This window comes from Streptomyces sp. NPDC027185, from assembly GCF_055567035.1.
Genome location: NZ_JBVHRF010000002.1, coordinates 236,244 through 260,619, shown reverse-complemented (window position 1 = coordinate 260,619; position 24,376 = coordinate 236,244). Strand labels below are relative to the sequence as shown.

Here is a 24,376-nt window from a genome sequence, read left to right as displayed (position 1 = left end):
CACCGGACCGGCCCGGCGGCCCCGTACGGCGGCTCCGGGCGGCGATGTGTCCCGCTACGGGCTACTTCTCCCGCTTGTAGAACGGCAGCGCGACGACCTCGTACGGCTCGTGGCTGCCACGGATGTCGACCTTGACGCCCGCGGTGCCCGGGGCGGCGTGCGCGGCGTCGACGTACGCCATCGCGACCGGCCTGCCCAGGGTCGGCGACGGCGCGCCGGAGGTCACCTCGCCGATGACGGTGCCCTCGGCGTCCACCACCGGGTAGCCCGCCCGGGGCACCCGGCGGCCCTCGGCGATCAGACCGACGAGCTTGCGCGGCGGCCGCTCCTCGGCGCGCGCGGCGGCCGCCTCCAGCGCGGCGCGGCCGACGAAGGCGCCGCCGTTGGACGTCTTCTCGAACTTCACGACCCGGCCCAGCCCGGCGTCGAACGGCGTGGTCGCCGTCGTCAGCTCGTGGCCGTAGAGCGGCATGCCCGCCTCCAGGCGCAGCGTGTCGCGGCAGGACAGGCCGCACGGGACCAGCCCGGCGTCCTCGCCCGCCGCCAGCAGTGCCTCCCAGAGCGCGGCCGCGTCCTCGGGCCGGACGAACAGCTCGAAGCCGTCCTCGCCGGTGTAGCCGGTGCGGGCGATGAGCGCGGAGACGCCGGCGACCGTGCCGGGCAGCCCGGCGTAGTACTTCAGCCCGTCCAGATCGGCGTCGGTGACGGCCTTGAGGATGCGGGGGGACTCGGGGCCCTGCACGGCCAGCAGCGCGTACGCGTCGCGGTCGTCGCGGATCGCGGCGTCGAAGCCGCCGGAGCGGGCGGTCAGCGCGTCCAGGACGGTCTGCGCGTTGGAGGCGTTGGCGACGACCAGGTACTCCGTCTCGCCGAGGCGGTAGACGATCAGGTCGTCGAGGATGCCGCCGTCCTCCTGGCAGATCATGGTGTAGCGGGCGCGGCCCGGCTTCACGGAGCCGATGTTGCCGACCAGTGCGTGGTCGAGGAGGTCGGCCGCCTGCGGGCCGGTGACGGTGATCTCGCCCATGTGGGAGAGGTCGAAGAGACCGGCGCGGGTGCGGACGGCGAGGTGCTCGTCGCGCTCGCTGGCGTAGCGCAGCGGCATGTCCCAGCCGGCGAAGTCGGTCATGGTCGCGCCCAGCGCGCGGTGGACGGCGTCGAGCGCGGTGCGGCGGGGGGCATCGGTCATGGTGGGCTCCCGGACAGGGTGAGAGGACATGTCTCCCCATCTGTCATCGGAACCTGAGAGGTTCACCGGAATCCCGCGAACGGGCCGGTTTGCACCTTGGGTGGAACCGCTCCCGTACGGGCCGCGGCTCGCTTTTCAGATCTGCCTCGCCCGCGCGGTATAGGGGCCTGAGAGATTCAAGGGAGGACTTGCTCCTTCGGCGCCCCGGCGCGCGGCCGGGGACTCTCCCGCGCGGATTCAAGCGGCCGGTATGGAGTTGGACCATGCACGGCGCGACGCCGGTGTGCACGGGGCGCCGACATCATCGCACGGGAACGCCGCACGTAGGAGCCCCGGCCCGGAACCCGCCCGGCCGCCCGGACGGAGCGCCTCCGCACGGCGCCGCCCCCGGCCGCGCACCGCCCGAGGCGCGGCACCGGAACACCCCGCGTCTTGAACGGCATTACCTTTCCTTGACACTGTGCGGGAGGGGACGGGGCCGCCGCCCGGCCCCGCCGAGGGGGAAGGGGCGATCACGGTGCAGAGCGAAGCCGCGCGCACGGCCGTACCGAGGACCGGTGGCACCGCGCCGCCCCGGCCCGCGCCCGGGGCCCGCGAGGCCCGGCCGCCGCGGGCGGTGCCGGACGCGCGACCGGCACCGGAGGCACGCCGCGGACCGCGCCCGGACGCGTACCCGGGGGCCGCCCCGGACGCGTACCCGGGGGCCGGCCCGGACACGCCGCCCCGCCCGCCGCGGCAGGACTCCGCCGTGGCCGCCCGCCCGGAATCCGCTCCCGCGCCGGAACCCGCTTCCGTGCCGGACCCCGTCGCCGTCACCGACCTGCGGGGGTGCCCCGCCGCCGGGCTCCCGGCCGAACTCCGCTTCCCCGCAGGTGCCCTGGTCGTCGTCTCCGGACTGCCCGGCAGCGGCAAGAGCACGCTGATGCACCGCGTCGTCCCGGCGGCCGACGGCGCGGGCGCCCCCGTCCACCGCGTCGACTCCCAGGACGCCCGCGAGCGCTGGGAGCGCGGCCGGCTGCGCCGGGTGCCGTACGCCCTCTACCGGCCACTCGTCCGGGTGGCGCACTACCTCGGGCTGCGCCGGGTGCTGCGCTCGGGCCGGAGCGCCGTGGTGCACGACTGCGGGACGCAGACCTGGGTGCGCCGCTGGATCGCCCGCGCGGCGCGGCGCGGCGGGCGGCGTCCGCATCTGCTGCTGCTCGACGTCCCGCCCGAGGTGGCGCGGCGCGGTCAGCGCTCGCGCGGGCGCGGGGTGTCCGGCTACGCCTTCGCCCGGCACCGCGCGGCCAGCCGGCGGCTGATCCGGAACGCCGGGGCGGGGCGGCCGCCCCGGGGGTTCGCCTCGGCCGTCCTGCTGGACCGGTCCGCGGCCGACCGGCTGCGCACGCTCCGGTTCGGCGGCGGGCCCGCGCCCCGGGCGGCGGACGCGGCGGTGCCGCCACTCGTCTAGGGTTCGGTCGTCACCCTCCGTCCGCCCCTTCCGGGCGGGCGACCGGAGGGCGGCGACAGGGCCCGGAGGGTGTCCTGTCGGTCTTCGCCGGCCGGGACGGCCCGCGGCCGTGCGCCGCGGGGCGCGGCCGTCCGCGGCGCAGGACGCCTCCGCGGCGAGGCGTGCTGCCGCTCACCCCGGCCCCGCGAGGATGCCAAGGACACCCCCTAAGCTCATCGGCCAGAGCGCGCGGTACGGAAGCGGATGGATGGACATGGACTTTCCCGAGCAGGGGATCGAGCAGGGAATACCGCAGCTGGCGTGGCCCGCCAACGAGTTGGAGGAGGTCCTCGCGGCCTCCGTCGGCCACCCCGGCGCGGGCGGCCGGATCGTGGAGGTGCTGGGCCGCAGCCGGGTGTGGGTGCCGCTGCCCAACGGCGGTGGCCCGGACGCCGCGGGCCCCGGCGGCCGGGGTCTGGACCTGCCCACCGTTGAGATCGGCGAGGTGGCGTACGTCCCGGTGTTCAGCTCCGAGCAGGAGTTCCTGCGGACCGTCGGCGCCCACATGTCCTTCACCGTCGCTCCGGCGAAGGAGTTCGCCCGGGGGCTGCCGCCGCTGCTCGGTATCGCCGTCAACCCCGGCGGCACGGTCGGCACCGCGCTGCCGGCGCCCGCGGTGGCGGAGCTGTGCCGGGAGGCGGGCGCCGGGGTGTCCGCGCCCACCGGCGGCCGGGTGCGGCTCTTCGAGCCGGACTGGCAGGAGGAGCCGGTGGACTTCCTCGCCGCCGCCGGCCTGGAGTTCTCCGGTGCCGGATTTGTCCTGACTGCCCGGCGTGCCCTGGCGAGTGTGGAGGGCGACACGCCCGCGCTCTTCGTCGGCGTCGAGGTCGACGCCACCCTCGCCAACCCCTACGACGACGCCACCCGCGAAGCGGCCCTCGCCGCCCTGGGACGCGCGCTCGGCACGGTGCCCGTGGCCTGGCCCGTCCAACTGGTGCTGCTGGACGTCGCCCAGGGCGACCCGGTCGCCGACTGGATGACCGCGCGCGTACGGCCCTTCTACTCCCGGGACCACTCGTAAGCTGGACGGACGACGGGCGGGCGTACCCCACGCGGCCGCCGGAGAAGGGACGGACCACGTGAGCGCGGGTGCGCATCAAGGAGCGGCGGCAGGCCGGGTCGAGCAGCTGCTGGGACAGGTCACACCCGGCCGCTACGACGCCTACGAGGCGCTGCTGCACGCGCTCGCCGCCGGTCAGGTCTGGATGCTGCTCTGGCACGGCCGCGCCGGGATGCCCGACGCGCAGTACGGAAACATGGAGGTCGACGGCCTGGGCTACGCGCCCTGTGTCACCTCCGCGCCCGAGCTGGCCGCCTCCGGATGGAACCGTGACCACGAGTTGGTCACCGGTGTCGAGATCGCCTCCGCCCTCTTCCCCGACCGCTGGGGCCTGTGGCTGAATCCGCACGCCCCTGGCGGCGGCGTCGGCATCCCCTGGCTGGATCTGCGCCGTATCGCCGGCGGTCTCGACCGACTCCCCGCCGGACCGCTGCGCATCACCGAACCGGTCATCGACCTCCCGCAGTTCTACGCCCTGCTCACCCAGAACGCCCACCGCACGCCCGCCGTGCGGTCGTTGCGCCGCGCCTGGGTGCAGCCCGCCCTCGGCGCGCCCTACCTCGCCCTCGGCCTCGATCTCTACGACGCGGGCCAACAGGGCGTGGACGCCGCGCGGTTGATGGTCCAGCAGTCGATGGGCGCGGTCCCCGAAGGGCTGCCGGTCTCGACCGTCGCGATGAACGACGAGTACGACCCGGTCGGCATGTGGATGCGGGCCTGCGCCCGCCCCTTCTTCGACCGCGAGGGCTACGGCGCCCCGGCGCAGCCGCCCACCGGGTACGGCTACCCGCGCCCCTACTGATCCGGCGGCGGGCCTTCCCCGGGCCACCGCCGGAGGTTCACCGCCCAGGGTGTGCGGTGTCTCGAATTCGCCCTGTTCGTCCGTCAGTTGACGGGCTTTTTCCCGCCACCGAAATCTCCGTTCAGACGTCCCTTGCGTCCGGATAGCGGAGACTTGTGGACCAGATCACAGTTGCGCATCCATTCACCTTGGGGGCTGGTGAGTGATCGCGAATCGGATGAAGACTCCGGCAGCAGGGCATCGGCCCTGTGTACGAACACCATCCGGACACCTGTCATGTGACACCGCGATGTTTCGCGGTGCGAACTTCCATGGCATCCGCGCGTCGTGCGGCGGCGATGGGGACCAGGCCGCGAGCGCGGCGGGGCGTGAGGCCGCACCGTCGGCCGAGAGGGGTCAAAGGCACTGTGACCGCACCGATCGAGACCACCGGCGCGGCTGCCCAGGCGCAGCCGGAAGCGGTGCTGAAGGGCGTGGCGGGCAAGCGGATCGAAGGCCGCTCGCTCGGCCGCATCGCACTGCTGCGCTTCCGGCGCGACAAGGTCGCGGTGGCCGGTGCCATCGTTGTCATCCTGCTCATCGTCGTCGCCGCGCTCTCCCGCCCGCTCCAGGCGCTGCTCGGTCTCGACCCCGACAGCCCCCACCAGTCGCTGATCGACCCCAACACCACGCTCCCCAAGGGCGACCTAGGCGGGATGAGCGGCGACCACCCGCTGGGCGTGGACCCGAAGTTCGGCCGTGACCTGCTCGCCCGGGTGCTGGAGGGCTCCTGGGTCTCGCTGATCGTCGCCTTCGGCGCCACCTTGCTGTCGGTGGCGATCGGCACGGTCATGGGAGTGGTCGCCGGCTTCTACCGCGGACGGGTCGACGCGGTGATCAGCCGGCTGATGGATGTCTTCCTGGCGTTCCCGTTGTTGCTGTTCGCCATCGCGATTTCCGCCTCGCTCCAGGGGGGCGCTTTCGGCCTCACCGGGCTGCCGCTCCACCTCTCCGTGCTGATCTTCGTGATCGGGTTCTTCAACTGGCCGTACATGGGCCGCATCGTGCGGGCGCAGACCCTGTCGCTGCGGGAGCGGGAGTTCGTCGACGCGGCGCGCGGAATGGGTGCGCGCGGTCCGTTCATCCTCTTCCGCGAACTGCTGCCCAACCTCGTCGGCCCGATCGTCGTGTACTCGACGCTGCTGATCCCCTCCAACATCCTCTTCGAGGCGGCGCTGAGCTTCCTGGGCGTCGGCATCCAGCCGCCCCAGGCGTCCTGGGGCGGCATGCTCAACCAGGCGGTCAAGTACTACGAGGTCGACCCGCAGTACATGCTCGTCCCCGGTCTCGCCATCTTCGTCACCGTGCTCGCGTTCAACCTGCTCGGTGACGGTCTGCGGGACGCACTGGACCCTCGCGGCGGACGCTGAGCCCTCCGGGCCCGCCCCCCACCGCCCGCCGTACGTCCGGTCGTCCGAAGTTTTCCGAAGTCCTTTCCCGAAGTGTTCGACGAATCAAGGGGAGCGCCACCATCATGCGAAGGTCAGTTCCGGTCGCGGCGATAGCGGCCATCACCAGCGCGGGCCTGCTGGCCGGCTGCACCGGGGGCGCCGGATCCACCGCCTCCGGCAAGGCGAACGCCGCGACGGAGGGCATCGTCAACGCCTCGGACGCGAAGGGCGGCACCCTCACCTACGCGATGAGCGACGCCCCCGAGTCCTTCGACCCGGGCAACACCTACTACGCGTTCGTGTACAACTTCAGCCGCCTCTACGCGCGTTCCCTGACGACCTTCAAGCCGGCCCCCGGCCCCAAGGGCAACGAGATCGTCCCGGACCTCGCCGAGTCGAAGGGCAAGTCCTCCGACGGCGGCAAGACCTGGACGTACAAGATCCGCAAGGGGGTGAAGTACGAGGACGGCCGGGAGGTCACCTCGCAGGACGTCAAGTACGCCGTCGAGCGCTCCAACTTCGCCCGCGACACGCTGTCCCTGGGGCCGAACTACTTCCAGCAGTTCCTCAAGGACAACGACGGCGGCTACAAGGGCCCGTACAAGGACAAGAGCAAGGACGGGCTCAAGTCCATCGAGACGCCGGACGACCACACCATCGTCTTCCACCTCAAGAAGGCGTTCGCGGAGTTCGACCAGCTGGTCAGCGCCCCGCAGACGGCGCCGGTGCCGCAGGACAAGGACAAGGGCGCCGACTACACCCGGTCCGTGATCTCCTCCGGTTCGTACAAGTACCAGGATTACCAGGAGGGCAAGCAGCTCACCCTGGTGCGCAATCCGCACTGGTCGGCGAAGACGGACCCGCTGCGCAAGCAGCTGCCGGAGAAGATCGTCCTGAAGCTGAAGGTGGCGCAGTCCACCATCGACAAGGACCTGCTGGCCGGCAACACCATGGTCGACATGGCCGGCAAGGGCGTCGACGCGCAGACCCAGGCCCACCTGCTGCTCGACGCCAAGGAGAAGGGCAACACCGACAACGCGCTCGGCCAGCGGCTCAACTACCTGGCGATCAACTCCAAGGTGAAGCCGTTCGACAAGCTCGCCTGCCGCCAGGCGGTCGAGTACGCCGTCGACAAGAAGGCCGTACAGACCTCCCTCGGCGGCCCGATCCGCGGCGACATCGCCTCCACGGTCCTGCCGACCGACATCCCCGGCTACGAGAAGTACGACCTGTACCCGCAGAAGTACAAGGGCGACGACCTCGACCTCACCGAGGCGAAGAAGAAGTGGGCCGAGTGCGGCGCCGGGAACGTCTCCACCACCATCCTCGCCCGCAGTGACCGGCAGGAGGAGGTGGACGCGGCGACCTCCGTCATCTCCTCGCTGAAGAAGATCGGCGTCAACGCCAAGATCCAGCAGTACCCGAGCAGCAAGTACTTCTCGGACTACGCGGGCGTCCCGTCGTTCAACAAGAAGAACGACGTCGGTCTGATCATGATGCAGTGGGGCGCCGACTTCCCGACCGGCTACGGCTACCTCCAGCAGATCCTCAACGGCAAGGCGATCTCCCAGTCCGGCAACACCAACCTCTCCGAGACGGACGACCCGGAGATCAACAAGCTTCTCGACTCCGCCGTCGCCAACCCGGACAAGGCCGGGCGCGAGAAGGCGTACGCCGAGATCGACAAGAAGGCGATGGGCCAGGCCGTGATGGTCCCGCTCACCTACTTCAAGGTCCTGAACTACCGCTCCCCGAAGGCCACGAACATGGTCGCGACCTCGGCGTACAGCGGGCAGTACGACTACCTCAACATCGGCGTCAAGAAGTAAGTCCCGGAAGGCAGGTGAAGGCATTGGTGCCCGCGGCCGGCCCCTCGGCCCCGCGGGCACCGACGCCGCATCCCCGTGTTCTCGTACCTCATCCGCAGGGTGATCAGCGCGGTGATCCTGCTGCTGATCGTCAGCGCGGTCACCTTCGGCATCTTCTTCCTGCTGCCGAAGATCGCCGGGCAGACCACCGACCAGCTCGCACAGCAGTACATCGGCAAGTCGCCGACGCCCGCCGACATCGCGGCGGTGAAGAGGAACCTCGGCCTGGACAAGCCCGTGTACGAACAGTACTGGGAGTTCCTCCGGGGCATCTTCACCGGCGTCGACTACAAGTTCGGCCCCGAGGCGGCGCGCTGCCACATGCCGTGCTTCGGCTACTCCTTCAAGACCCATATCGAGGTCTGGCCGGAGATCCAATCCCGGCTGCCGGTGACCCTGTCGCTCGCCGCCGGCGCGGCCGTCGTCTGGCTGCTCACCGGCATCACCACCGGCGTCATCTCCGCGCTGCGCCCCGGCTCGTTCTTCGACCGGCTGTCGATGGGCGTCGCCCTGGCCGGTGTGTCGCTGCCGATGTTCTTCACCGGAGCCATCGCGCTGGCCCTCTTCACCTACCAGTGGCCGCTCTTCGAACGCAGCGACTACGTCCCGCTCTTCGACGACCCGCTGCTGTGGGCCAGGACGCTGGTCCTGCCCTGGGTGACGCTGGCGTTCCTCTACTCGGCGCTCTACGCCCGTCTGACCAGGGCGGGGATGCTGGAGACGCTGGGTGAGGACTACATCCGCACCGCCCGCGCCAAGGGGCTGGGGGAGCGCACCGTCGTCGTCAAGCACGGCCTGCGCGCCGCCCTCACCCCGCTCATCACCGTCTTCGGCATGGACCTGGGCCTGCTGCTCGGTGGTGCGCTCATCACCGAACAGGTCTTCTCGCTCCAGGGCGTGGGCGCCTTCGCCGTCCAGGCGATCACCGCCAACGACCTGCCCAACATCCTCGGCGTCACCCTGCTCGCCGCGTTCTTCATCGTCCTGTGCAACCTGGTGGTGGACGTCCTGTACGCCGCCGTCGACCCGCGCGTGAGGCTCTCGTGACCGACTCCGACGACACCGCATCCGGCGCCACCGGGGCGTCCGCCGAGACGGCGGCCCCGTTCCTCGACGTCCGCGATCTGAAGGTGCACTTCCCGACCGACGACGGGCTGGTCAAGTCCGTCGACGGCCTCTCCTTCACGCTGGAGAAGGGCAAGACCCTCGGCATCGTCGGCGAGTCCGGCTCCGGCAAGTCCGTCACCTCGCTCGCCGTGATGGGGCTGCACGCCGCGTCGCGGCGGCAGCGGGCCAAGGTACGGATGTCCGGTGAGATCCGGCTGGACGGCCAGGAGCTGATCGGCGCCGCCCCGGACGCGGTCCGCCGGCTGCGCGGCCGCCGGATGGCGATGATCTTCCAGGACCCGCTCTCCGCGCTGCACCCCTACTACACCGTCGGCAAGCAGATCGTGGAGGCGTACCGCGTCCACCACGACGTGGACCGCAAGACGGCGCGCAAGCGGGCGATCGAGATGCTGGACCGGGTCGGCATCCCGCAGCCGGACAAGCGGGTGGACGACCATCCGCACCAGTTCTCCGGCGGGATGCGCCAGCGCGCGATGATCGCGATGGCGCTGGTCAACAACCCCGAACTGCTCATCGCGGACGAGCCGACGACCGCGCTGGACGTCACCGTCCAGGCGCAGATCCTCGACCTGATCCGCGATCTGCAGAAGGAGTTCGGCTCCGCCGTCATCGTGATCACCCACGATCTGGGCGTGGTCGCCGAACTCGCGGACGACCTGCTGGTGATGTACGGCGGGCGGTGCGTCGAACGCGGCCCGGCCGACAAGGTCTTCGAGGCGCCGCAGCACCCCTACACCTGGGGTCTGCTCGGCTCCATGCCGCGCATCGACCGGGACCACACCGACCGGCTGATCCCGGTCAAGGGCTCCCCGCCCAGCCTGATCAACGTCCCCTCCGGGTGCGCCTTCAACCCGCGCTGCCCGTACGCGGACGTGCCCAAGGACGACCTCACCCGTACGGTCCGCCCCGAGCTCACCGAGGCCACGGACGGCCACTTCTCCGCGTGCCACATGGCGCCGGCGGAGCGGAAGCGGATCTGGACCGAAGAGATTGCGCCCAAGCTGTGACCGAGAACGAGAAGAAGAAGCCGCGGGCGGGTACGGCCCGGAAGAGCGGACCGGCCGCGAAGTCCCGGAAGCCCGGGGCCGCCGCGAAGTCCCGGAAGCCCGGCGGGACGGCGGGGGCCGGGAAGGCCGAGGCGGCGGAGCCGCAGAAGCCGGCCGGGCAGGCCGGGGCCGTGGAGCCCGGGAAGGCCGTGGAGCCGGAGAAGGACACGGGCGGGGCCGGGGCCGCGGAGCCGGGTACGGCCGCCGTCCCGCCGCAGAGGCCCGCCGGGCAGGCCGGGGCCGCGGAGCCGGAGAAGCCCGCGGAGGCCGCGGAGCCCAAGGAGTCCGCGCAGTCCGGGGAGCCCGCCGAGCCCGCCGAGTCCGGCGAGTCCGTGGCCGCCGCCGAGTCCGCCGCGACCGCAGACCCCGCCGGCCCCGCCGTCCCCGTCCCCGTACCCGCGCAGCGGAAGGACGCCGGCGGCGCGGGGACCCCGCTGCTGCGGGTGCGCGGTCTGACGCGGCACTTCCCGATCACCAAGGGGCTGCTGAAGCGGCAGGTCGGGGCCGTTCAGGCGGTCGACGGTATCGACTTCGACGTATACCCGGGCGAGACGCTGGGCGTGGTCGGCGAGTCCGGCTGCGGCAAGTCGACGATGGGGCGGCTGATCACCCGGCTCGACGAACCCACCGGCGGCACCGTCGAGTTCGACGGGACGGACATCACCCACCTCTCCCCGGGGCGGCTCCGCCCGATGCGCCGCGACGTCCAGATGATCTTCCAGGACCCGTACGGGTCACTGAACCCGCGGCACACCATCGGCACCATCGTCTCCACCCCCTTCCGGCTCCAGGGCGTCGAGCCCGAGGGCGGCGTCAAGAAGGAGGTGCAGCGGCTGCTGGAGCTGGTGGGCCTGAGCCCGGAGCACTACAACCGCTACCCGCACGAGTTCTCCGGCGGCCAGCGCCAGCGCATCGGCATCGCCCGCGCCCTCGCCCTCAAGCCGAAGCTGGTCGTGGCCGACGAACCGGTCTCCGCGCTGGACGTCTCCATCCAGGCGCAGGTCGTCAACCTCATGGACGACCTCCAGGAGGAGCTGGGCCTGACGTACGTGATCATCGCCCACGACCTGTCCGTCATCCGGCACGTCTCGGACCGCATCGTGGTCATGTACCTCGGCAAGATCGTCGAACTGGCCGACCGCGCCTCCCTGTACACCACGCCGATGCACCCCTACACCAAGGCGCTGATGTCGGCGGTGCCGGTGCCCGACCCGAAGCGGCGCACCGAACGCGACCGCATCCTGCTCAAGGGCGACGTCCCGTCCCCGATCAACCCGCCGTCCGGCTGCCGGTTCCGCACCCGCTGCTGGAAGGCGACCGAGACCTGCGCCACGACCGAACCGCCGCTGGTCTCGCTCAAGGACGGACACAAGGTCGCCTGCCACCACCCCGAGAACGCCCCGGGCCCCGGGACCGACTGAGCGCCGTGCCCCGGCGACGGCCGGGGCACGGGAACGCCCCGCGCTCTCCGCACGCCCGGCCCCGTCACCTCTGATGGCGGGAACCGCCGCCCCCGCATGACGAGTTGGCAAAGTCGCGCCCCGGGGGCGGCGGGTGCGTGCAGAGTCGGCGCGGCTGCATCGCCGTACGACTTCCGCATCCGTGTGTTCGAAGAGATGGGCTCACCATGGCACTCTCCGTATCCGCGCTCCGCCGTCCCCGGCTGCTCTCCCTGGCCGCCGCCTGCACCGTCGTCGCCACGGTCTGCGGGGTGGCCACCGCCCCCGGCAGCGTCGCCGCCGCACCGGTCGGCACCCCGGGCGCACCCGGCGCGGGCGACAGCTACTTCCCCGGCCTCGGCAACGGCGGCTACGACGCCCTCCACTACGACCTGGGCGTCAGCTACCACCCCTCCACCGGCCGCCTCGACGGCCGCACCACGCTCACCGCCCGCGCCACCCAGAACCTCACCGCCTTCGACCTCGACCTGCAGAAGCTCGACGTCACCGCCGTCCGGGTCGACGGCCGCCCGGCGCGCTTCACCAGATCCGGCGACGAGATCACCGTCCGCCCCGCGCGGATGCTGCGCGACGGCCGGACGTTCAAGGTGACCGTCGTGTACGGCGGGATACCCCGGCCGCTCGGCGGGCCGATCATCTTCGGCTCCGACTACGGCTGGATGAAGACGAAGGACGGCGTCTTCGTCGCCTGCGAGCCGAACGCCGCCTCGACGTGGTTCCCCTCCAGCGACCACCCCGGCGACAAGGCGACGTACGACATCCGCATCGACGCGCCCAAGGGGCTGACCGGCGTCTCCAACGGGCGGCTGATCGCGTCCGGCGAGCGCGGCGGCCGCTCGTACGCCCACTGGCGCGAGAGCCGCCCGATGGCGACGTACCTGGCCACCGCCACCATCGGGAAGTTCGACGTCCGCACCGGCACCACACCCGGCGGCACGCCGATCTACGTCGCCACCGACCCGACGCTGCCCACCGGGAAGGTCGACGTCTACGGCGTCACGGCGGAGGCGACGGACTACTGGTCCAAGGTGTTCGGCCCGTACCCCTTCGAGGAGACCGGCGCCATCGTCGACGACATGCCGCAGGCGGGCTTCTCCCTGGAGGTGCAGTCCAAGCCCGCGTACTCGGCGGTCCGCAACGAGTCCACGATCGTCCACGAACTGGCCCACCAGTGGTTCGGCGACTCCGTCTCCGTCAAGAACTGGCGGCACATCTGGCTCAACGAGGGCTTCGCCAGCTACGCGCAGTGGCTGTGGGCCGAGCACAAGGGCACCCGGAGCGCCCACGACGCGTTCCGCGAGGCGTACGCCGCGCTCCCCGCCGACGATCCGTTCTGGAAGATCGAGGTCGCCGATCCGCAGCGGGACACGATGTTCTCCGACGCGGTCTACCAGCGGGGCGCGATGACCCTCCAGGCGCTGCGCGAACGCATCGGTGACCCCGCGTTCTTCAAGCTGCTGCCCGCCTGGACCGCGGCCCACCGCCACGGCAACGCCGAGACCTCGCAGTTCATCGCGCTGGCCGAGAAGATCTCCGGGCAGCCGCTCGGCGACCTCTTCGACACCTGGCTGCACACCACCTCCCGGCCGCCGCTGCCGAAGCCGTAGCCCCGGCCCGCCCCGGCCACGTCAGTCGCCCGTGCCCGCGCGGTCCGGCGACCGGTGCGGCCGGGGCAGGTGCAGTCCGAGATAGACCGCGCCCATCCGCAGGCCGAAGACCAGCCCGGCGGAGGCGGCGGTGGCCGCGGTGCCGCCGATGCCGAGGTGGTGCAGGGCCAGCAGCAGGACGGCGCCGGCCAGCGCGGCGATCGCGTAGACGTCCTCCCGCAGCAGCAGCGGCGGGAACTCCCCGCACAGCACATCGCGGATGACCTCACCGGCCACCCCCGTCAGCACCGCCAGGATGATCACCGCGAGCGGGGTGGCCCCCGCGTCGATGGCGGCGCGCGCACCGATCACCGTGACGACCGCGAGCCCGACCGCGTCGACGACCAGCAGCGACTTACGCGGCAGGGTGAGGAAGCGGAGGTAGACCATGGTGGCCACGCCGACGCAGATGATCACCGTCAGCAGGACCCAGTCGTGCGTCCAGTACAGCGGGTGGCGGTCGAGGATCAGATCGCGCAGCGTGCCGCCGGAGATCGAGGCGGCGAAGGCGAGCACCAGACCGCCGAAGGGGTCCATGTTCGCGCGGTACGCGGCGAGCACCCCGCTCGCGGCGAACGCGGCGACACCGATCAGGTAGAGCACGTGGAGCATGGCGGAATCATCCCAGGCCGCGGGGGAGCGGAGCGCCGCCGGACACAGGAAATTGACACTACCGGTCGGTAACCTTTCGGTGTAGCGTTCCGGCCATGGCACAGGCGACCCTTGGTAACAGCGAGTTCGACCGTGACACGGCGGTGGTACGCCGCGCCCCGGGGAGCTACGACGTACAGCTCTCCGCCGGCTGGACGATCATCCAGGCTGTCAACGGCGGCTACCTCCTCGCCCTCATGGGCCGCGCGCTCGGCGACGCCCTGCCGCACCCCGACCCGCTCTCGGTCACCGCGCACTACCTGACGGCCTCCGTCCCCGGACCCGCCGTCATCCGGACCGAAGTGGTCCGCACCGGCCGCACCCTGTCGACCGGCACCGCCACCCTCGTCCAGACCGCACCGGACGGCACCGAGGTCGAACGGCTGCGGGTGCTCGCCTCCTACGGCGACCTCGCAGCCCTCCCCGACGACGTCCGCACCACCGCCAAACCCCCTGAGCTGCCCCCGTACGAGCACTGCCTGGGCGCCGACAGCGCGCCCGACGGCGCGGCGCCGATACCGGGCAGCACCGCCATCGCCGACCGGCTCGACATCCGGCTCGATCCCGCCACCGCGGGCTGGGCGGTCGGCGCGCCCTCCGGCAAGGGCGAGATGCGCGGCTGGTTCGGCCTCGCCGACGGCCGCGACCCGGACCCGCTCTCCCTGCTGCTGACCGTCGACGCCCTGCCGCCCACCGCCTTCGACCTGGGCCTGTCGGGCTGGGTGCCGACCGTCGAGCTGACCTGCCACATCCGCTGCCGCCCCGCACCGGGCCCGCTGCGCGTCGCCATCACCACCCGCAACCTCGCGGGCGGCTTCCTGGAGGAGGACGCCGAGGTCTGGGACACCGCGGACCGCCTCGTCGCCCAGTCCCGCCAACTGGCCCGCGCACCGCTCGGCCGCTGACCGGTCGTCCGTGGGCGGGGCCGGGGGCGGCGACCCGCCCGCACGGCGCCCGCCCCCGTACGGTGCGCCCCGGCACAGCACGTCCGGGCACGTACGGCGCCCCCGGAGGGCGGAGCTCCCGCGCGCCGGGTATGCGCCCCCGGGGCCGTGGAGCCCGCCCGTAGAATCGTCGGCACCATGGTTTACCTCGACCACGCCGCCACCACCCCGATGCTTCCCGAAGCGGTGCAGGCGATGACCGCCCAACTGGCCGTCACCGGGAACGCGTCCTCGCTGCACGCCGCCGGACGGCGGGCCCGGCGCACCGTCGAGGAGGCGCGCGAATCGCTCGCCGCCTCCCTCGGCGCCCGCCCCAGCGAGATCGTCTTCACCGCCGGCGGCACGGAGGCCGACAACCTCGCGGTCAAGGGCCTGTACTGGTCCCGCCGGGACGCCGACCCGGCCCGCACCCGCGTCCTGGCCAGCCCCGTCGAGCACCACGCCGTCCTGGACGCCGTGGAGTGGCTCGCCACCCACGAGGGAGCGCGGGTGGAGTGGCTGCCGGTCGACTCCTACGGGCGGGTGCACCCCGACGCGCTGCGCGAGGCCGTCCTGCGCGACCCCGCCGACGTCGCGCTGGCCACCGTCATGTGGGCCAACAACGAGATCGGCACCCTCCAGCCGGTCCGTGAACTCGCCGCGGTGGCCCGGGAGTTCGGTGTTCCGCTGCACGCCGACGCGGTCCAGGCGGTCGGCCAGACCGAGGTCGACTTCGCCGCCTCCGGCCTCGCCGCCATGACCGTCTCCGGCCACAAGATCGGCGGTCCGTACGGCATCGGCGCGCTGGTGCTGGGCCGGGAGTGGACGCCCGTGCCCGTGCTGCACGGCGGCGGCCAGGAGCGTCAGGTCCGCTCCGGCACCCTCGACACCCCCGCGATCGTGGCGTTCGCCGCCGCCGCCCGCCACGCCGTCGCCCACCGCGCGGAGTTCGCCCGCGACATCGGCGCCCTCCGCGACGACCTGATCAAGGCGGTACGCGCCGCCGCGCCCGACGCCGTCCTGGGCGGCGACCCGGACCCGGCGGGCCGCCTCCCCGCCAACGCGCACTTCTCCTTCCCCGGCTGCGAGGGCGACTCCCTCCTGCTGCTGCTGGACGCCCGCGGCATCGCCTGCTCCACCGGCTCCGCCTGCACCGCCGGCGTCGCCCAGCCCAGCCACGTCGTCCTCGCCACCGGCACCCCGCCCGAGCTGGCCCGCGGCACGCTCCGCTTCTCGCTGGGCCACACCTCCACCGCCGAGGACGTCGCGGCGCTCGCCGAGGCCATCGGCCCGGTGGTCGAACGGGCCCGCCAGGCCGGACTGAGCTGACCGGCGCCGCCCCGGGCCGCGCGCCCGGGGCGGTCCGCTACGCCTTGCCCGTCCGCGGCTTCTTCCGCAGCTCCGCGCGGACCAGCCGCAGATAGCCGTCCCAGTCCCAGTGCGGCCCGGGGTCGGTGTGGTCGGCGCCCGGCACCTCGGAGTGGCCCACGATGTGCTGCCGGTCGGCGGGGAACCCGTACCGTCGGCATATCCCGGCCGTCAGCCGCGCCGACGCCGCGTACATCGCCGTCGTGAACGACTCCGGACGGTCCACGAACCCCTCGTGCTCGATGCCGACGCTCCGCTCGTTGTACGCGCGGTTGCCCGCGTGGAACGCGACGTCCAGCTCCCGGACGACCTGCGCGATATGACCGTCCCGCCGCACCACGTAGTGCGAGGCGGCCGCGTGGAGGGGGTTCTGGAAGACCTTCAGCGCCGTCGGGTAGCTGCCCTGGACGACGTGGATCACCACGCGGTCTATCGGGTAGTCGTCCGGGCGGTCGGCCCGCCGCCAGTTCGCCGAGGACGCCGCTATCCACTCCGCGCCCGGCTGGTCCACGGCGCCCGGCGTGCGCGGCTCGGCGGCGCCCGGCAGGAGTCCCCCGCGGGAGGCGACGACGCCGGAGCCGACGGCGGCCACCGCGGCGCCGCCGATCCACAACGCGCGCCGCCTGCTGATGCCGGACCCGGTCCGTTCCGTCTTCCCCATGCGCTGGACAACGCGTACGGGACTGCCGGTGGTTCCGTCTACTCTGGAGAAGTTATGACTGACGCACCCCGCCTGCGCGTACTCGCCGCCATGTCCGGCGGTGTCGACTCCGCCGTCGCCGCCGCCCGCGCCGCCGAGGCAGGACACGACGTGACCGGCGTGCACCTCGCCCTGTCCGAGAACCCCAAATCGTTCCGGACCGGTGCCCGCGGCTGCTGCACCATCGAGGACTCCCACGACGCCCGCCGCGCCGCCGACGTCATCGGCATCCCCTTCTACGTCTGGGATCTCGCCGAGCGCTTCCGTGAGGACGTCGTCGAGGACTTCGTCGCCGAGTACGAGGCCGGCCGCACCCCCAACCCCTGCCTGCGCTGCAACGAGAAGATCAAGTTCGCCGCGCTGCTCGACAAGGCCCTCGCCCTCGGCTTCGACGCCGTCTGCACCGGCCACTACGCCACCGTCGTGCTGCGCGAGGACGGCAGCCGCGAGCTGCACCGCGCCTCCGACATGGCCAAGGACCAGTCGTACGTCCTCGGCGTCCTCGACGACCGGCAGCTGGCGCACGCGATGTTCCCGCTGGGCGACACCCGCACCACCAAGGCGGAGATCCGCGAGGAGGCCGCCCGGCGCGGACTGTTCGTCGCCAAGAAGCCGGACAGCCACGACATCTGCTTCATCGCCGACGGCGACACCCAGGGCTTCCTCGCCAAGCGGCTCGGCACCGCCGAGGGCGCCATCGTCGACGAGTCGGGCAACCGCCTCGGCAGCCACGACGGCGCCTACGGCTTCACCATCGGCCAGCGCAAGGGCCTGCGCATCGGCACCCCCGCCGCCGACGGCAAGCCGCGCTACGTCCTCGACATCTCCCCGGTCGACAACACCGTCACCGTCGGCCCCGCCGCCTCCCTCGACGTCACGGCCCTCACCGCGATACGCCCCCGCTGGTGCGGCCGCCCGCCGGCCGGCGGCCCCACGACCTACACCGCCCAGCTGCGCGCCCACGGCGGCGAGACGGAGGTCCGCGCCGAGCTGACCGACGCCGAGGAACTGCACGTCACCTTCACCGAGCCGGTCCGAGGCGTCGCCCCCGGCCAGGCCATCGTCCTCTACGACGGCACCCGCGTCGTCGGCTCCGCCACCATCGCCACGACCAGGCGCCGGGCGGGGGCGGGGGCGTAGGGTCCGCCCGGCTATCGGACGGTGGGCACCGCCGGCGGAGCGGCCCGCTCCGCCGGGCACGGCCGGATTCCGTGCTGCGGATGAGGTTTTCCCCACAGTGGTCTCGATACAGGACCCCGCGGCAAATAGTCTCGGTCCCGCGACAGGACGTTCAGTGAGCCGTTGCGCTTTCGATTTCATCGGGAATCGGGGCGCGGGCGGCTTTTCGTCGGTCATGAAGGGATCCGAAAGTATGTCGACCATTCAGTCCGCGGGCCACGCCGGGGTTCATCCGGGATGGCACGAGGCCCTGCACGCGGAGCTGGTCCGGCGGAATCCCGGGGAGCCGGAATTCCACCAGGCGGCGCTGGAGGTGCTGGAGACGCTGGCCCCCGTGCTCGCGGCGCGTCCGGAGTTCGCCGAGGCCAGGATCGTGGAGCGGATCTGCGAGCCCGAGCGGCAGATCATCTTCCGGGTGCCGTGGCAGGACGATTCCGGGGCGATCCGCGTCAACCGGGGCTTCCGGGTGGAATTCAACAGTGCGCTCGGTCCGTACAAGGGCGGGCTGCGCTTCCATTCCTCGGTCAATCTCGGGATCGTGAAGTTCCTCGGCTTCGAGCAGATCTTCAAGAATTCCCTGACCGGCCTCAATATCGGAGGCGGTAAGGGCGGCAGCGACTTCGACCCGCACGGCAGGTCCGACGCGGAGGTCATGCGGTTCTGCCAGTCGTTCATGACGGAGCTCTACCGGCATCTGGGCGAGCACACCGACGTGCCCGCCGGTGACATCGGCGTCGGCGGCCGGGAGATCGGCTACCTCTTCGGGCAGTACCGGCGGATCACCAACCGCTGGGAGGCCGGGGTGCTCACCGGCAAGGGCCTCGACTGGGGCGGTTCCAAGGCCCGTACGGAGGCCACCGGCTACGGCAACGTCCTCTTCACCGAGGAGATGCTGAAGCGGCGCGGCGAGGAGTTCGACGGCCGCCAGGTCACCGTCTCCGGCTCGGGCAACGTCGCGATCTACACGATCGAGAAGGCCCAGGCGCTCGGCGCGCACGTCGTGACCTGCTCGGACTCCGGCGGCTACGTCGTCGACGAGAAGGGCATCGACCTGCCGCTGCTCCAGCAGATCAAGGAGGTCGAGCGGGGCCGCATCTCGGAGTACGCCGAGCGGCGCGGCAGCTCCGCCCGGTACGTCCCCGGCGGCAGCGTGTGGGACGTCCCCTGTGATGTCGCCCTGCCGTCGGCCACCCAGAACGAGCTGGACGCGGACGCCGCCCGGACGCTGATCCGCAACGGCGTCAAGGCCGTCTCGGAGGGCGCGAACATGCCGGCCACCCCGGAGGCGGTGGCGCTGCTGAAGGAGGCGGGCGTCGCGTTCGGTCCGGGCAAGGCGGCCAACGCCGGTGGCGTCGCCACCAGCGCGCTGGAGATGCGGCAGAACTCCGCGCGCCAGGCGTGGAGCTTCGAGCGGGCCGAGGGTGAACTCGCCGCGATCATGCGGAACATCCACGACACCTGCTACGAGACGGCCGAGCGCTTCGGCCTGCCGGGCGACTACGTCGCGGGCGCGAACATCGCGGGCTTCGAGCGCGTCGCGGACGCGATGCTCGCCCAGGGCCTGATCTGACACGCCCGGCGGCCCCGCCCGACGACGTGCGGGGCCGGCGGTGCCGGCCGTTCCACCGGCCCGGCGACCGCCCCGCGGCCGCCCGAGGGGCGCCGTGCCCCGGCTCGTAAGCTGGCGCGTATGAACATCTGCGTCTTCTGCTCCGCCGCCGACCTCGACGACCGCTACACCACCCCCGCCCGCCAGTTCGCCCAGCTGATCGGCAAGGGCGGCCACTCCCTGGTGTGGGGCGGTTCCGACACCGGTCTGATGAAGGTCATGGCGGACGGCGTGCAGGAGACCGGCGGCAAGCTGATCGGCGTCTCCGTGGAGTTCCTGGCCCACAAGGCGCGCGCCGGGGCGGACGAGATGGTCGTCACCCGGGACCTCGCCGAGCGCAAGGCGCAGCTGCTGGAGCGGGCCGACGCGATCGTGATCATGGTCGGGGGCACCGGCACCCTCGACGAGGCCACCGAGATCCTGGAACTGCGCAAGCACGGGATGCACACCAAGCCCGTCGTCCTGCTGAACACCGCGGGCTTCTACGACGGCCTCAAGGAGCAGTTCCAGCGCATGGAGACCGAGGGCTTCCTGCCCCTGCCCCTGACCGAACTGGTCTTCTTCGCCGAGGACGGCGTGGGCGCCCTCGCCTACCTGGAGGAGCAGGCGGGCCTCACCGCCTGACCCGCCCTCACACCACGTACGCCCAGGTCACCGGCGGTCCGGCGGGATGCGGCAGGCGCGGGGGCACGGGCCGTGTGCCCGCTGCGGCTCGTTAGGATCGGGGCATGGGTACGCACTTGATCACAGGCGCAGGATCGGGCATCGGAGCGGCGGTCGCACGGCGGCTGGCGGAGCGCGGGGAGGACCTGTGGCTGCTGGCCCGGGACGCCGGACGCGCCAAGGAACTGGCCGCGCGGTACCCGGGCGCCCGCACGCTCGTGGGCGACCTGGCCTCCCCCGAGAAGCTGGACTGGGCGCTCGGCAAGCAGCCGCTGCCCGAGCGCCTCGACTCGCTGATGCACATCGCCGGCGTCCTCGAACTGGGCGCGATCGGTGACTTCGGCGCCAAGGCGTGGCAGCGCCAGCTCGCCGTCAACCTCGTCTCGCCCGCCGAGCTGACCCGGCTGCTGCTGCCGCTGGTACGCGTCGCCAAGGGCCACGTCGTCTTCGTCAACTCCGGCGCCGGACTGCGCGCCAACCCCGAATGGGGCGCGTACGCGGCGAGCAAGCACGGCCTGAAGGCGCTCGCCGACGCGCTGCGCGGCGAGGAGCACGGCAACGGCGTGCGGGTCACCTCCGTCTACCCGGGGCGGACCGCCACGCCGATGCAGGCCAGCACCCACCAGCAGGAGGGCAAGGAGTACGACCCGGCGCGCTGGATCGACCCCGAGTCGGTCGCGACGGCCATCCTCACCGCCGTCGACCTGCCGCGCGACGCCGAGATCAACGACCTCTCGGTCCGCCCGGGACGCTGAGCCGCACGCCCGGGACGCTCCCGCGCGCCCCGGGCGGGCCGCCCGCCACCGGGCGCGCCGCCGCGTCATACGCTTCCCGGGTGAGCGAGAACAGCACGAGTGAGCGCAGCGGAACGGACGGACGGGGCGGCGCGCGCCCCTGGGGCGCGGGGGTGGCGACCGCCGTGGGCTCGATGCCCGGCGGCGACGCCCGCGAGGCGGTCAAAACCGTCACCGGTTCGCTGGAGACCTTCCCCCACCTGCCGGAACTGCCCGTCCGCGGACCCGGCGCCGACATGATCGGCCGCACCTGCGGCCTCCTCGTCGAGCTGTACGCCCATGTGGAGCCCAGCGGGTGGCGGATCAGCGACCGCCCCGGGCGCGACACCCGCCGCGCCCGCGCCTGGCTCGGCGAGGACCTCGACGCCCTGGAGGAGTTCACCCAGGGGTACGAGGGCCCGCTGAAGGTCTCCGCCGTCGGGCCGTGGACCCTCGCCGCCGCCCTGGAGCTGCGCGGCGGCGAGGCGGCGGTCAGCGACCCGGGTGCCTGCCGCGACCTGACCGCCTCACTGGCCGAGGGCGTCCGCGCCCACCTCGCCGACCTGCGGCGCCGGGTGCCCGGCGCGCGCCCCGTGCTCCAGCTCGACGAGCCGTCGCTCACCGCCGTCCTCCAGGGCCGGGTGAAGTCCGCCAGCGGCTACCGCACCCACCCCGCCGTCGACCGCGCCGACGTGGAGAGCGGCCTGCGCACCCTCGTCGAGGCGGCGGACGGCGCGCCCGTCGTCGTCCATTCGTGTGCCCCGGCCGTCCCGTTCGCCCTGCTGCGCCGGGCGGGTGCGGCGGGCGTCTCGTTCGATTTCTCCCTGCTCACCGAGCGTGAGGAGGAGGCGATCGGCGAGGCGGTGGAGGGCGGCACCGCGCTCTTCGCCGGGGTGGTGCCCGGCATGGACGGCCGATTGTCAGACCCTGCCGGTAGCGTCATGGGTGTCAGGACGCTGTGGCGCAGGCTGGGGCTGACGCCGGGGACTCTTGCCGAGTCCGTGGTGGTCACCCCGTCGTGCGGGCTCGCGGGCGCTTCGCCCGCCTACGCCCGCGCCGCGCTCGCCCACGTCGTCCGGGCCGCGACCTCGCTCGCAGACAACCCTGAGTGACGACCACTCACGGACCACGGGAGGACAAGACGGTGGCTGGCGAACAGCACGCAGCGGCAGCAGAGGTGCCCGCGGCGGCGCGGGAGGAGCACGCGCAGCTCGCTGAGCAGATCGAGGAGCACCGCTTCCGGTACTACGTGAAGGACGCCCCCGTCATCAGCGACGCGGAGTTCGACCGGCTGCTGCGCTCCCTGGAGGCGATGGAGGAGGCCCACCCCGGGCTGCGCACCCCGGATTCCCCGACCCAGAAGGTCGCCGGCGCGTACGCCACGGAGTTCACCGAGGTCGAGCACCGCGAGCGGATGCTCTCCCTCGACAACGCCTTCGACGACGAGGAGTTGGCCGCCTGGGCCGAGCGGATCGCCGGGGAGCTGGGCGGCGACGCGAAGAGCGCCGGGTACCACTTCCTGTGCGAGCTGAAGGTGGACGGCCTCGCCGTCAACCTCACCTACGAGCACGGCCGCCTCACCCGCGCCGCCACCCGCGGCGACGGCCGCACCGGCGAGGACATCACGCCCAACGTCCGCACCATCGCCGAGATCCCGCACCGCCTGACCGGCGAGCGGATCCCGGAGCTGGTCGAGGTCCGCGGGGAGGTGTACTTCCCCATGGAGAAGTTCCTGGAGCTCAACGAACGCCTCGTCGCCGACGGCAAGCCCCCGTTCGCCAACCCGCGCAACGCCGCCGCCGGCTCGCTCCGCCAGAAGGATCCGAAGGTCACCGCCACCCGCCCGCTGCACATGGTGGTCCACGGCGTCGGCGCCCGGCAGGGCTTCGACATCGACTGCCAGTCGCACGCCTACGACCTGCTGCGCGAGTGGGGCCTGCCCACCGCCGCGCACAACCGCGTGGTCGACTCCCTCGCCGAGGTCCGGGAGTTCATCGCCCGCTACGGCGACGCCGAGACCCGCCGCACCGCCGTCGAGCACGAGATCGACGGTGTGGTCGTCAAGCTCGACGAGATCCCGCTCCAGGGGCGGCTGGGCTCCACCTCCCGCGCCCCGCGCTGGGCGATCGCCTGGAAGTACCCGCCGGAGGAGGTCAACACCAAGCTGGTCGACATCCGTGTCGGCGTCGGCCGTACGGGCCGCGTCACGCCGTACGCCGTCGTCGAGCCGGTCACCGTCGCCGGCTCCGAGGTCGAGTTCGCCACGCTCCACAACCAGGACGTCGTCAAGGCCAAGGGCGTCCTCATCGGCGACACCGTCGTCATCCGCAAGGCGGGCGACGTCATCCCGGAGATCCTCGGCCCGGTGGTCGATCTGCGCGACGGCGGTGAGCGGGAGTTCGTGATGCCCGCCGACTGCCCCGAGTGCGCCACGCCGCTCCAGCCGGCCAAGGAGGGCGACATCGACCTGCGGTGCCCCAACGCCCGCTCCTGCCCCGCCCAGATCCGCGAACGGCTCTTCTACCTCGCCGGGCGCAAATGCCTCGACATCGAGAACTTCGGCTATGTCGCCGCCACCGCGCTCAGCCAGCCGCTGGAGCCCGCCGAGCCGCCGCTGAAGGACGAGGGCGACCTTTTCGGCCTCTCCATCGAGCAGTTGCTGCCCATCAAGTCCTACGTCCTCGACCCGGACTCCGGCCTGCCCAAGCGGGACCCGAAGACCGGCGAGGAGAAGATCGTCACGTTCTTCGCCAACCAGAAGGGCGAGCCGAAGAAGAACGCCCTGGCCATGCTGGAGAACATCCAGGCGGCCAAGGAGCGCCCGCTGGCCCGGATCATCACCGGCCTGTCGATCCGTCATGTCGGCCCGGTGGCCGCCGAGGCGCTGGCCCGCGAGTTCCGGTCGATCGACCGCATCCGCGAGGCCGACGAGGCGGAGCTGGCCGCGGTGGAGGGCGTCGGGCCCACCATCGCCGCCTCCCTCAAGCGCTGGTTCGAGGTCGACTGGCACCGCCAGATCATCGAGAGCTGGCGCGCGGCCGGGGTCCGGATGGAGGAGGAACACCGGGCCGACGAGGGCCCGCGCCCCCTGGAGGGCCTCACCGTCGTCGTCACCGGCACCCTGGCGTCCCACACCAGAGATGGCGCGAAAGAGGCCCTGCAGAGTCTCGGGGCGAAGGTGACCGGTTCCGTTTCCAAGAAGACCGGATTCGTCGTCGTGGGTGACAACCCCGGTTCCAAGTACGACAAGGCGATGCAGCTGAAGGTGCCCGTGCTGGACGACGACGGCTTCGCGGTACTGCTGGAACAAGGGCCCGACGCGGCACGTGAGGTGGCGGTCACGCCGCCCGAGGAGGAGTGACAGGCCGCCCCTTCGGCGCATACCAGAGTGA

At 72.4% G+C, this 24,376-nt stretch carries 20 protein-coding genes and 1 riboswitch; of the genes, 17 read left to right on the top strand and 3 right to left on the bottom strand.

What is annotated here, in order from left to right; genetic code table 11:
- Positions 1–61 precede the first annotated feature (61 nt).
- Positions 62–1,189 (bottom strand): glycine cleavage system aminomethyltransferase GcvT, encoded by a 1,128-nt coding sequence (gcvT, locus tag ACZ4M8_RS06390; protein WP_467603815.1) that lies wholly within the window; start codon positions 1,187–1,189, stop codon positions 62–64.
- A gap of 145 nt (positions 1,190–1,334) precedes the next feature.
- Positions 1,335–1,429, bottom strand: a riboswitch (glycine riboswitch).
- A 553-nt stretch (positions 1,430–1,982) separates the two neighbouring features.
- Between gcvT and ACZ4M8_RS06385 the strand changes: the two genes are divergently transcribed.
- The 9 genes from ACZ4M8_RS06385 to ACZ4M8_RS06345 all read left to right on the top strand — a co-directional run bounded on the left by ACZ4M8_RS06385 (position 1,983) and on the right by ACZ4M8_RS06345 (position 13,079).
- On the top strand, positions 1,983–2,639 hold the full coding sequence (locus tag ACZ4M8_RS06385; protein WP_467603812.1) for an AAA family ATPase: 657 nt from the start codon (positions 1,983–1,985) through the stop codon (positions 2,637–2,639).
- Positions 2,640–2,892: 253 nt separating this feature from the next.
- Complete coding sequence (locus ACZ4M8_RS06380) at positions 2,893–3,699, top strand: enhanced serine sensitivity protein SseB (protein ID WP_467603811.1); 807 nt, start codon at positions 2,893–2,895, stop codon at positions 3,697–3,699.
- Between the two features lie 58 nt (positions 3,700–3,757).
- Positions 3,758–4,540 carry an enhanced serine sensitivity protein SseB C-terminal domain-containing protein gene (locus ACZ4M8_RS06375; RefSeq protein WP_467603810.1) on the top strand — a complete coding sequence of 261 codons (783 nt, stop codon included), beginning with the start codon at positions 3,758–3,760 and terminating at the stop codon, positions 4,538–4,540.
- A 407-nt stretch (positions 4,541–4,947) separates the two neighbouring features.
- A complete protein-coding gene (locus tag ACZ4M8_RS06370; protein ID WP_467603808.1) occupies positions 4,948–5,949 on the top strand; it encodes an ABC transporter permease in 1,002 nt (333 codons plus the stop codon).
- A gap of 104 nt (positions 5,950–6,053) precedes the next feature.
- A complete protein-coding gene (locus ACZ4M8_RS06365; protein WP_467603806.1) occupies positions 6,054–7,799 on the top strand; it encodes an ABC transporter substrate-binding protein in 1,746 nt (581 codons plus the stop codon).
- A gap of 75 nt (positions 7,800–7,874) precedes the next feature.
- Positions 7,875–8,885, top strand: a complete 1,011-nt coding sequence (locus ACZ4M8_RS06360; protein ID WP_467603805.1) for an ABC transporter permease — start codon at positions 7,875–7,877, stop codon at positions 8,883–8,885.
- The gene (locus tag ACZ4M8_RS06355) at positions 8,882–9,973 is read left to right on the top strand and encodes an ABC transporter ATP-binding protein (protein WP_467603804.1); all 1,092 of its coding nucleotides are present in this window, start codon (positions 8,882–8,884) and stop codon (positions 9,971–9,973) included. The genes ACZ4M8_RS06360 and ACZ4M8_RS06355 overlap by 4 nt, the downstream gene beginning before the upstream one ends.
- 473 nt (positions 9,974–10,446) lie before the next feature.
- A complete protein-coding gene (locus ACZ4M8_RS06350; protein WP_467605265.1) occupies positions 10,447–11,433 on the top strand; it encodes an ABC transporter ATP-binding protein in 987 nt (328 codons plus the stop codon).
- A gap of 206 nt (positions 11,434–11,639) precedes the next feature.
- Positions 11,640–13,079 carry a M1 family metallopeptidase gene (locus ACZ4M8_RS06345; RefSeq protein ID WP_467603802.1) on the top strand — a complete coding sequence of 480 codons (1,440 nt, stop codon included), beginning with the start codon at positions 11,640–11,642 and terminating at the stop codon, positions 13,077–13,079.
- A gap of 21 nt (positions 13,080–13,100) precedes the next feature.
- Here ACZ4M8_RS06345 and ACZ4M8_RS06340 read toward each other — a convergent pair whose 3' ends face one another.
- Positions 13,101–13,730 (bottom strand): trimeric intracellular cation channel family protein, encoded by a 630-nt coding sequence (locus ACZ4M8_RS06340; protein WP_467603801.1) that lies wholly within the window; start codon positions 13,728–13,730, stop codon positions 13,101–13,103.
- Positions 13,731–13,825: 95 nt separating this feature from the next.
- Here ACZ4M8_RS06340 and ACZ4M8_RS06335 point away from each other — a divergent pair, with 95 nt between their 5' ends.
- Both ACZ4M8_RS06335 and ACZ4M8_RS06330 read left to right on the top strand, forming a co-directional pair.
- Entirely contained in the window at positions 13,826–14,674 is an 849-nt protein-coding gene (locus tag ACZ4M8_RS06335; protein WP_467603800.1) for a thioesterase family protein, read from the top strand.
- 177 nt (positions 14,675–14,851) lie between these two features.
- Positions 14,852–16,021 (top strand): cysteine desulfurase family protein, encoded by a 1,170-nt coding sequence (locus tag ACZ4M8_RS06330; protein ID WP_467603798.1) that lies wholly within the window; start codon positions 14,852–14,854, stop codon positions 16,019–16,021.
- Between the two features lie 37 nt (positions 16,022–16,058).
- Here ACZ4M8_RS06330 and ACZ4M8_RS06325 read toward each other — a convergent pair whose 3' ends face one another.
- Positions 16,059–16,721: an N-acetylmuramoyl-L-alanine amidase gene (locus ACZ4M8_RS06325; protein ID WP_467603797.1), complete on the bottom strand. Its 663-nt coding sequence runs from the start codon at positions 16,719–16,721 to the stop codon at positions 16,059–16,061.
- Positions 16,722–16,775: 54 nt separating this feature from the next.
- On the opposite strand from ACZ4M8_RS06325, the gene mnmA reads away from it, so the two are divergent.
- From mnmA to ligA, 6 genes are all read left to right on the top strand, one after another.
- The gene (gene mnmA / locus ACZ4M8_RS06320) at positions 16,776–17,900 is read left to right on the top strand and encodes a tRNA 2-thiouridine(34) synthase MnmA (protein WP_467603795.1); all 1,125 of its coding nucleotides are present in this window, start codon (positions 16,776–16,778) and stop codon (positions 17,898–17,900) included.
- A 232-nt stretch (positions 17,901–18,132) separates the two neighbouring features.
- Entirely contained in the window at positions 18,133–19,509 is a 1,377-nt protein-coding gene (gdhA, locus tag ACZ4M8_RS06315; protein ID WP_467603794.1) for an NADP-specific glutamate dehydrogenase, read from the top strand.
- 120 nt (positions 19,510–19,629) lie between these two features.
- A complete protein-coding gene (locus ACZ4M8_RS06310) occupies positions 19,630–20,172 on the top strand; it encodes an LOG family protein (protein WP_467603793.1) in 543 nt (180 codons plus the stop codon).
- A gap of 104 nt (positions 20,173–20,276) precedes the next feature.
- Entirely contained in the window at positions 20,277–20,966 is a 690-nt protein-coding gene (locus ACZ4M8_RS06305; RefSeq protein ID WP_467603791.1) for an SDR family oxidoreductase, read from the top strand.
- 80 nt (positions 20,967–21,046) lie between these two features.
- Complete coding sequence (locus tag ACZ4M8_RS06300) at positions 21,047–22,096, top strand: methionine synthase (protein ID WP_467603790.1); 1,050 nt, start codon at positions 21,047–21,049, stop codon at positions 22,094–22,096.
- Between the two features lie 32 nt (positions 22,097–22,128).
- Positions 22,129–24,345, top strand: a complete 2,217-nt coding sequence (gene ligA / locus ACZ4M8_RS06295) for an NAD-dependent DNA ligase LigA (RefSeq protein ID WP_467603789.1) — start codon at positions 22,129–22,131, stop codon at positions 24,343–24,345.
- Positions 24,346–24,376: the final 31 nt, after the last annotated feature.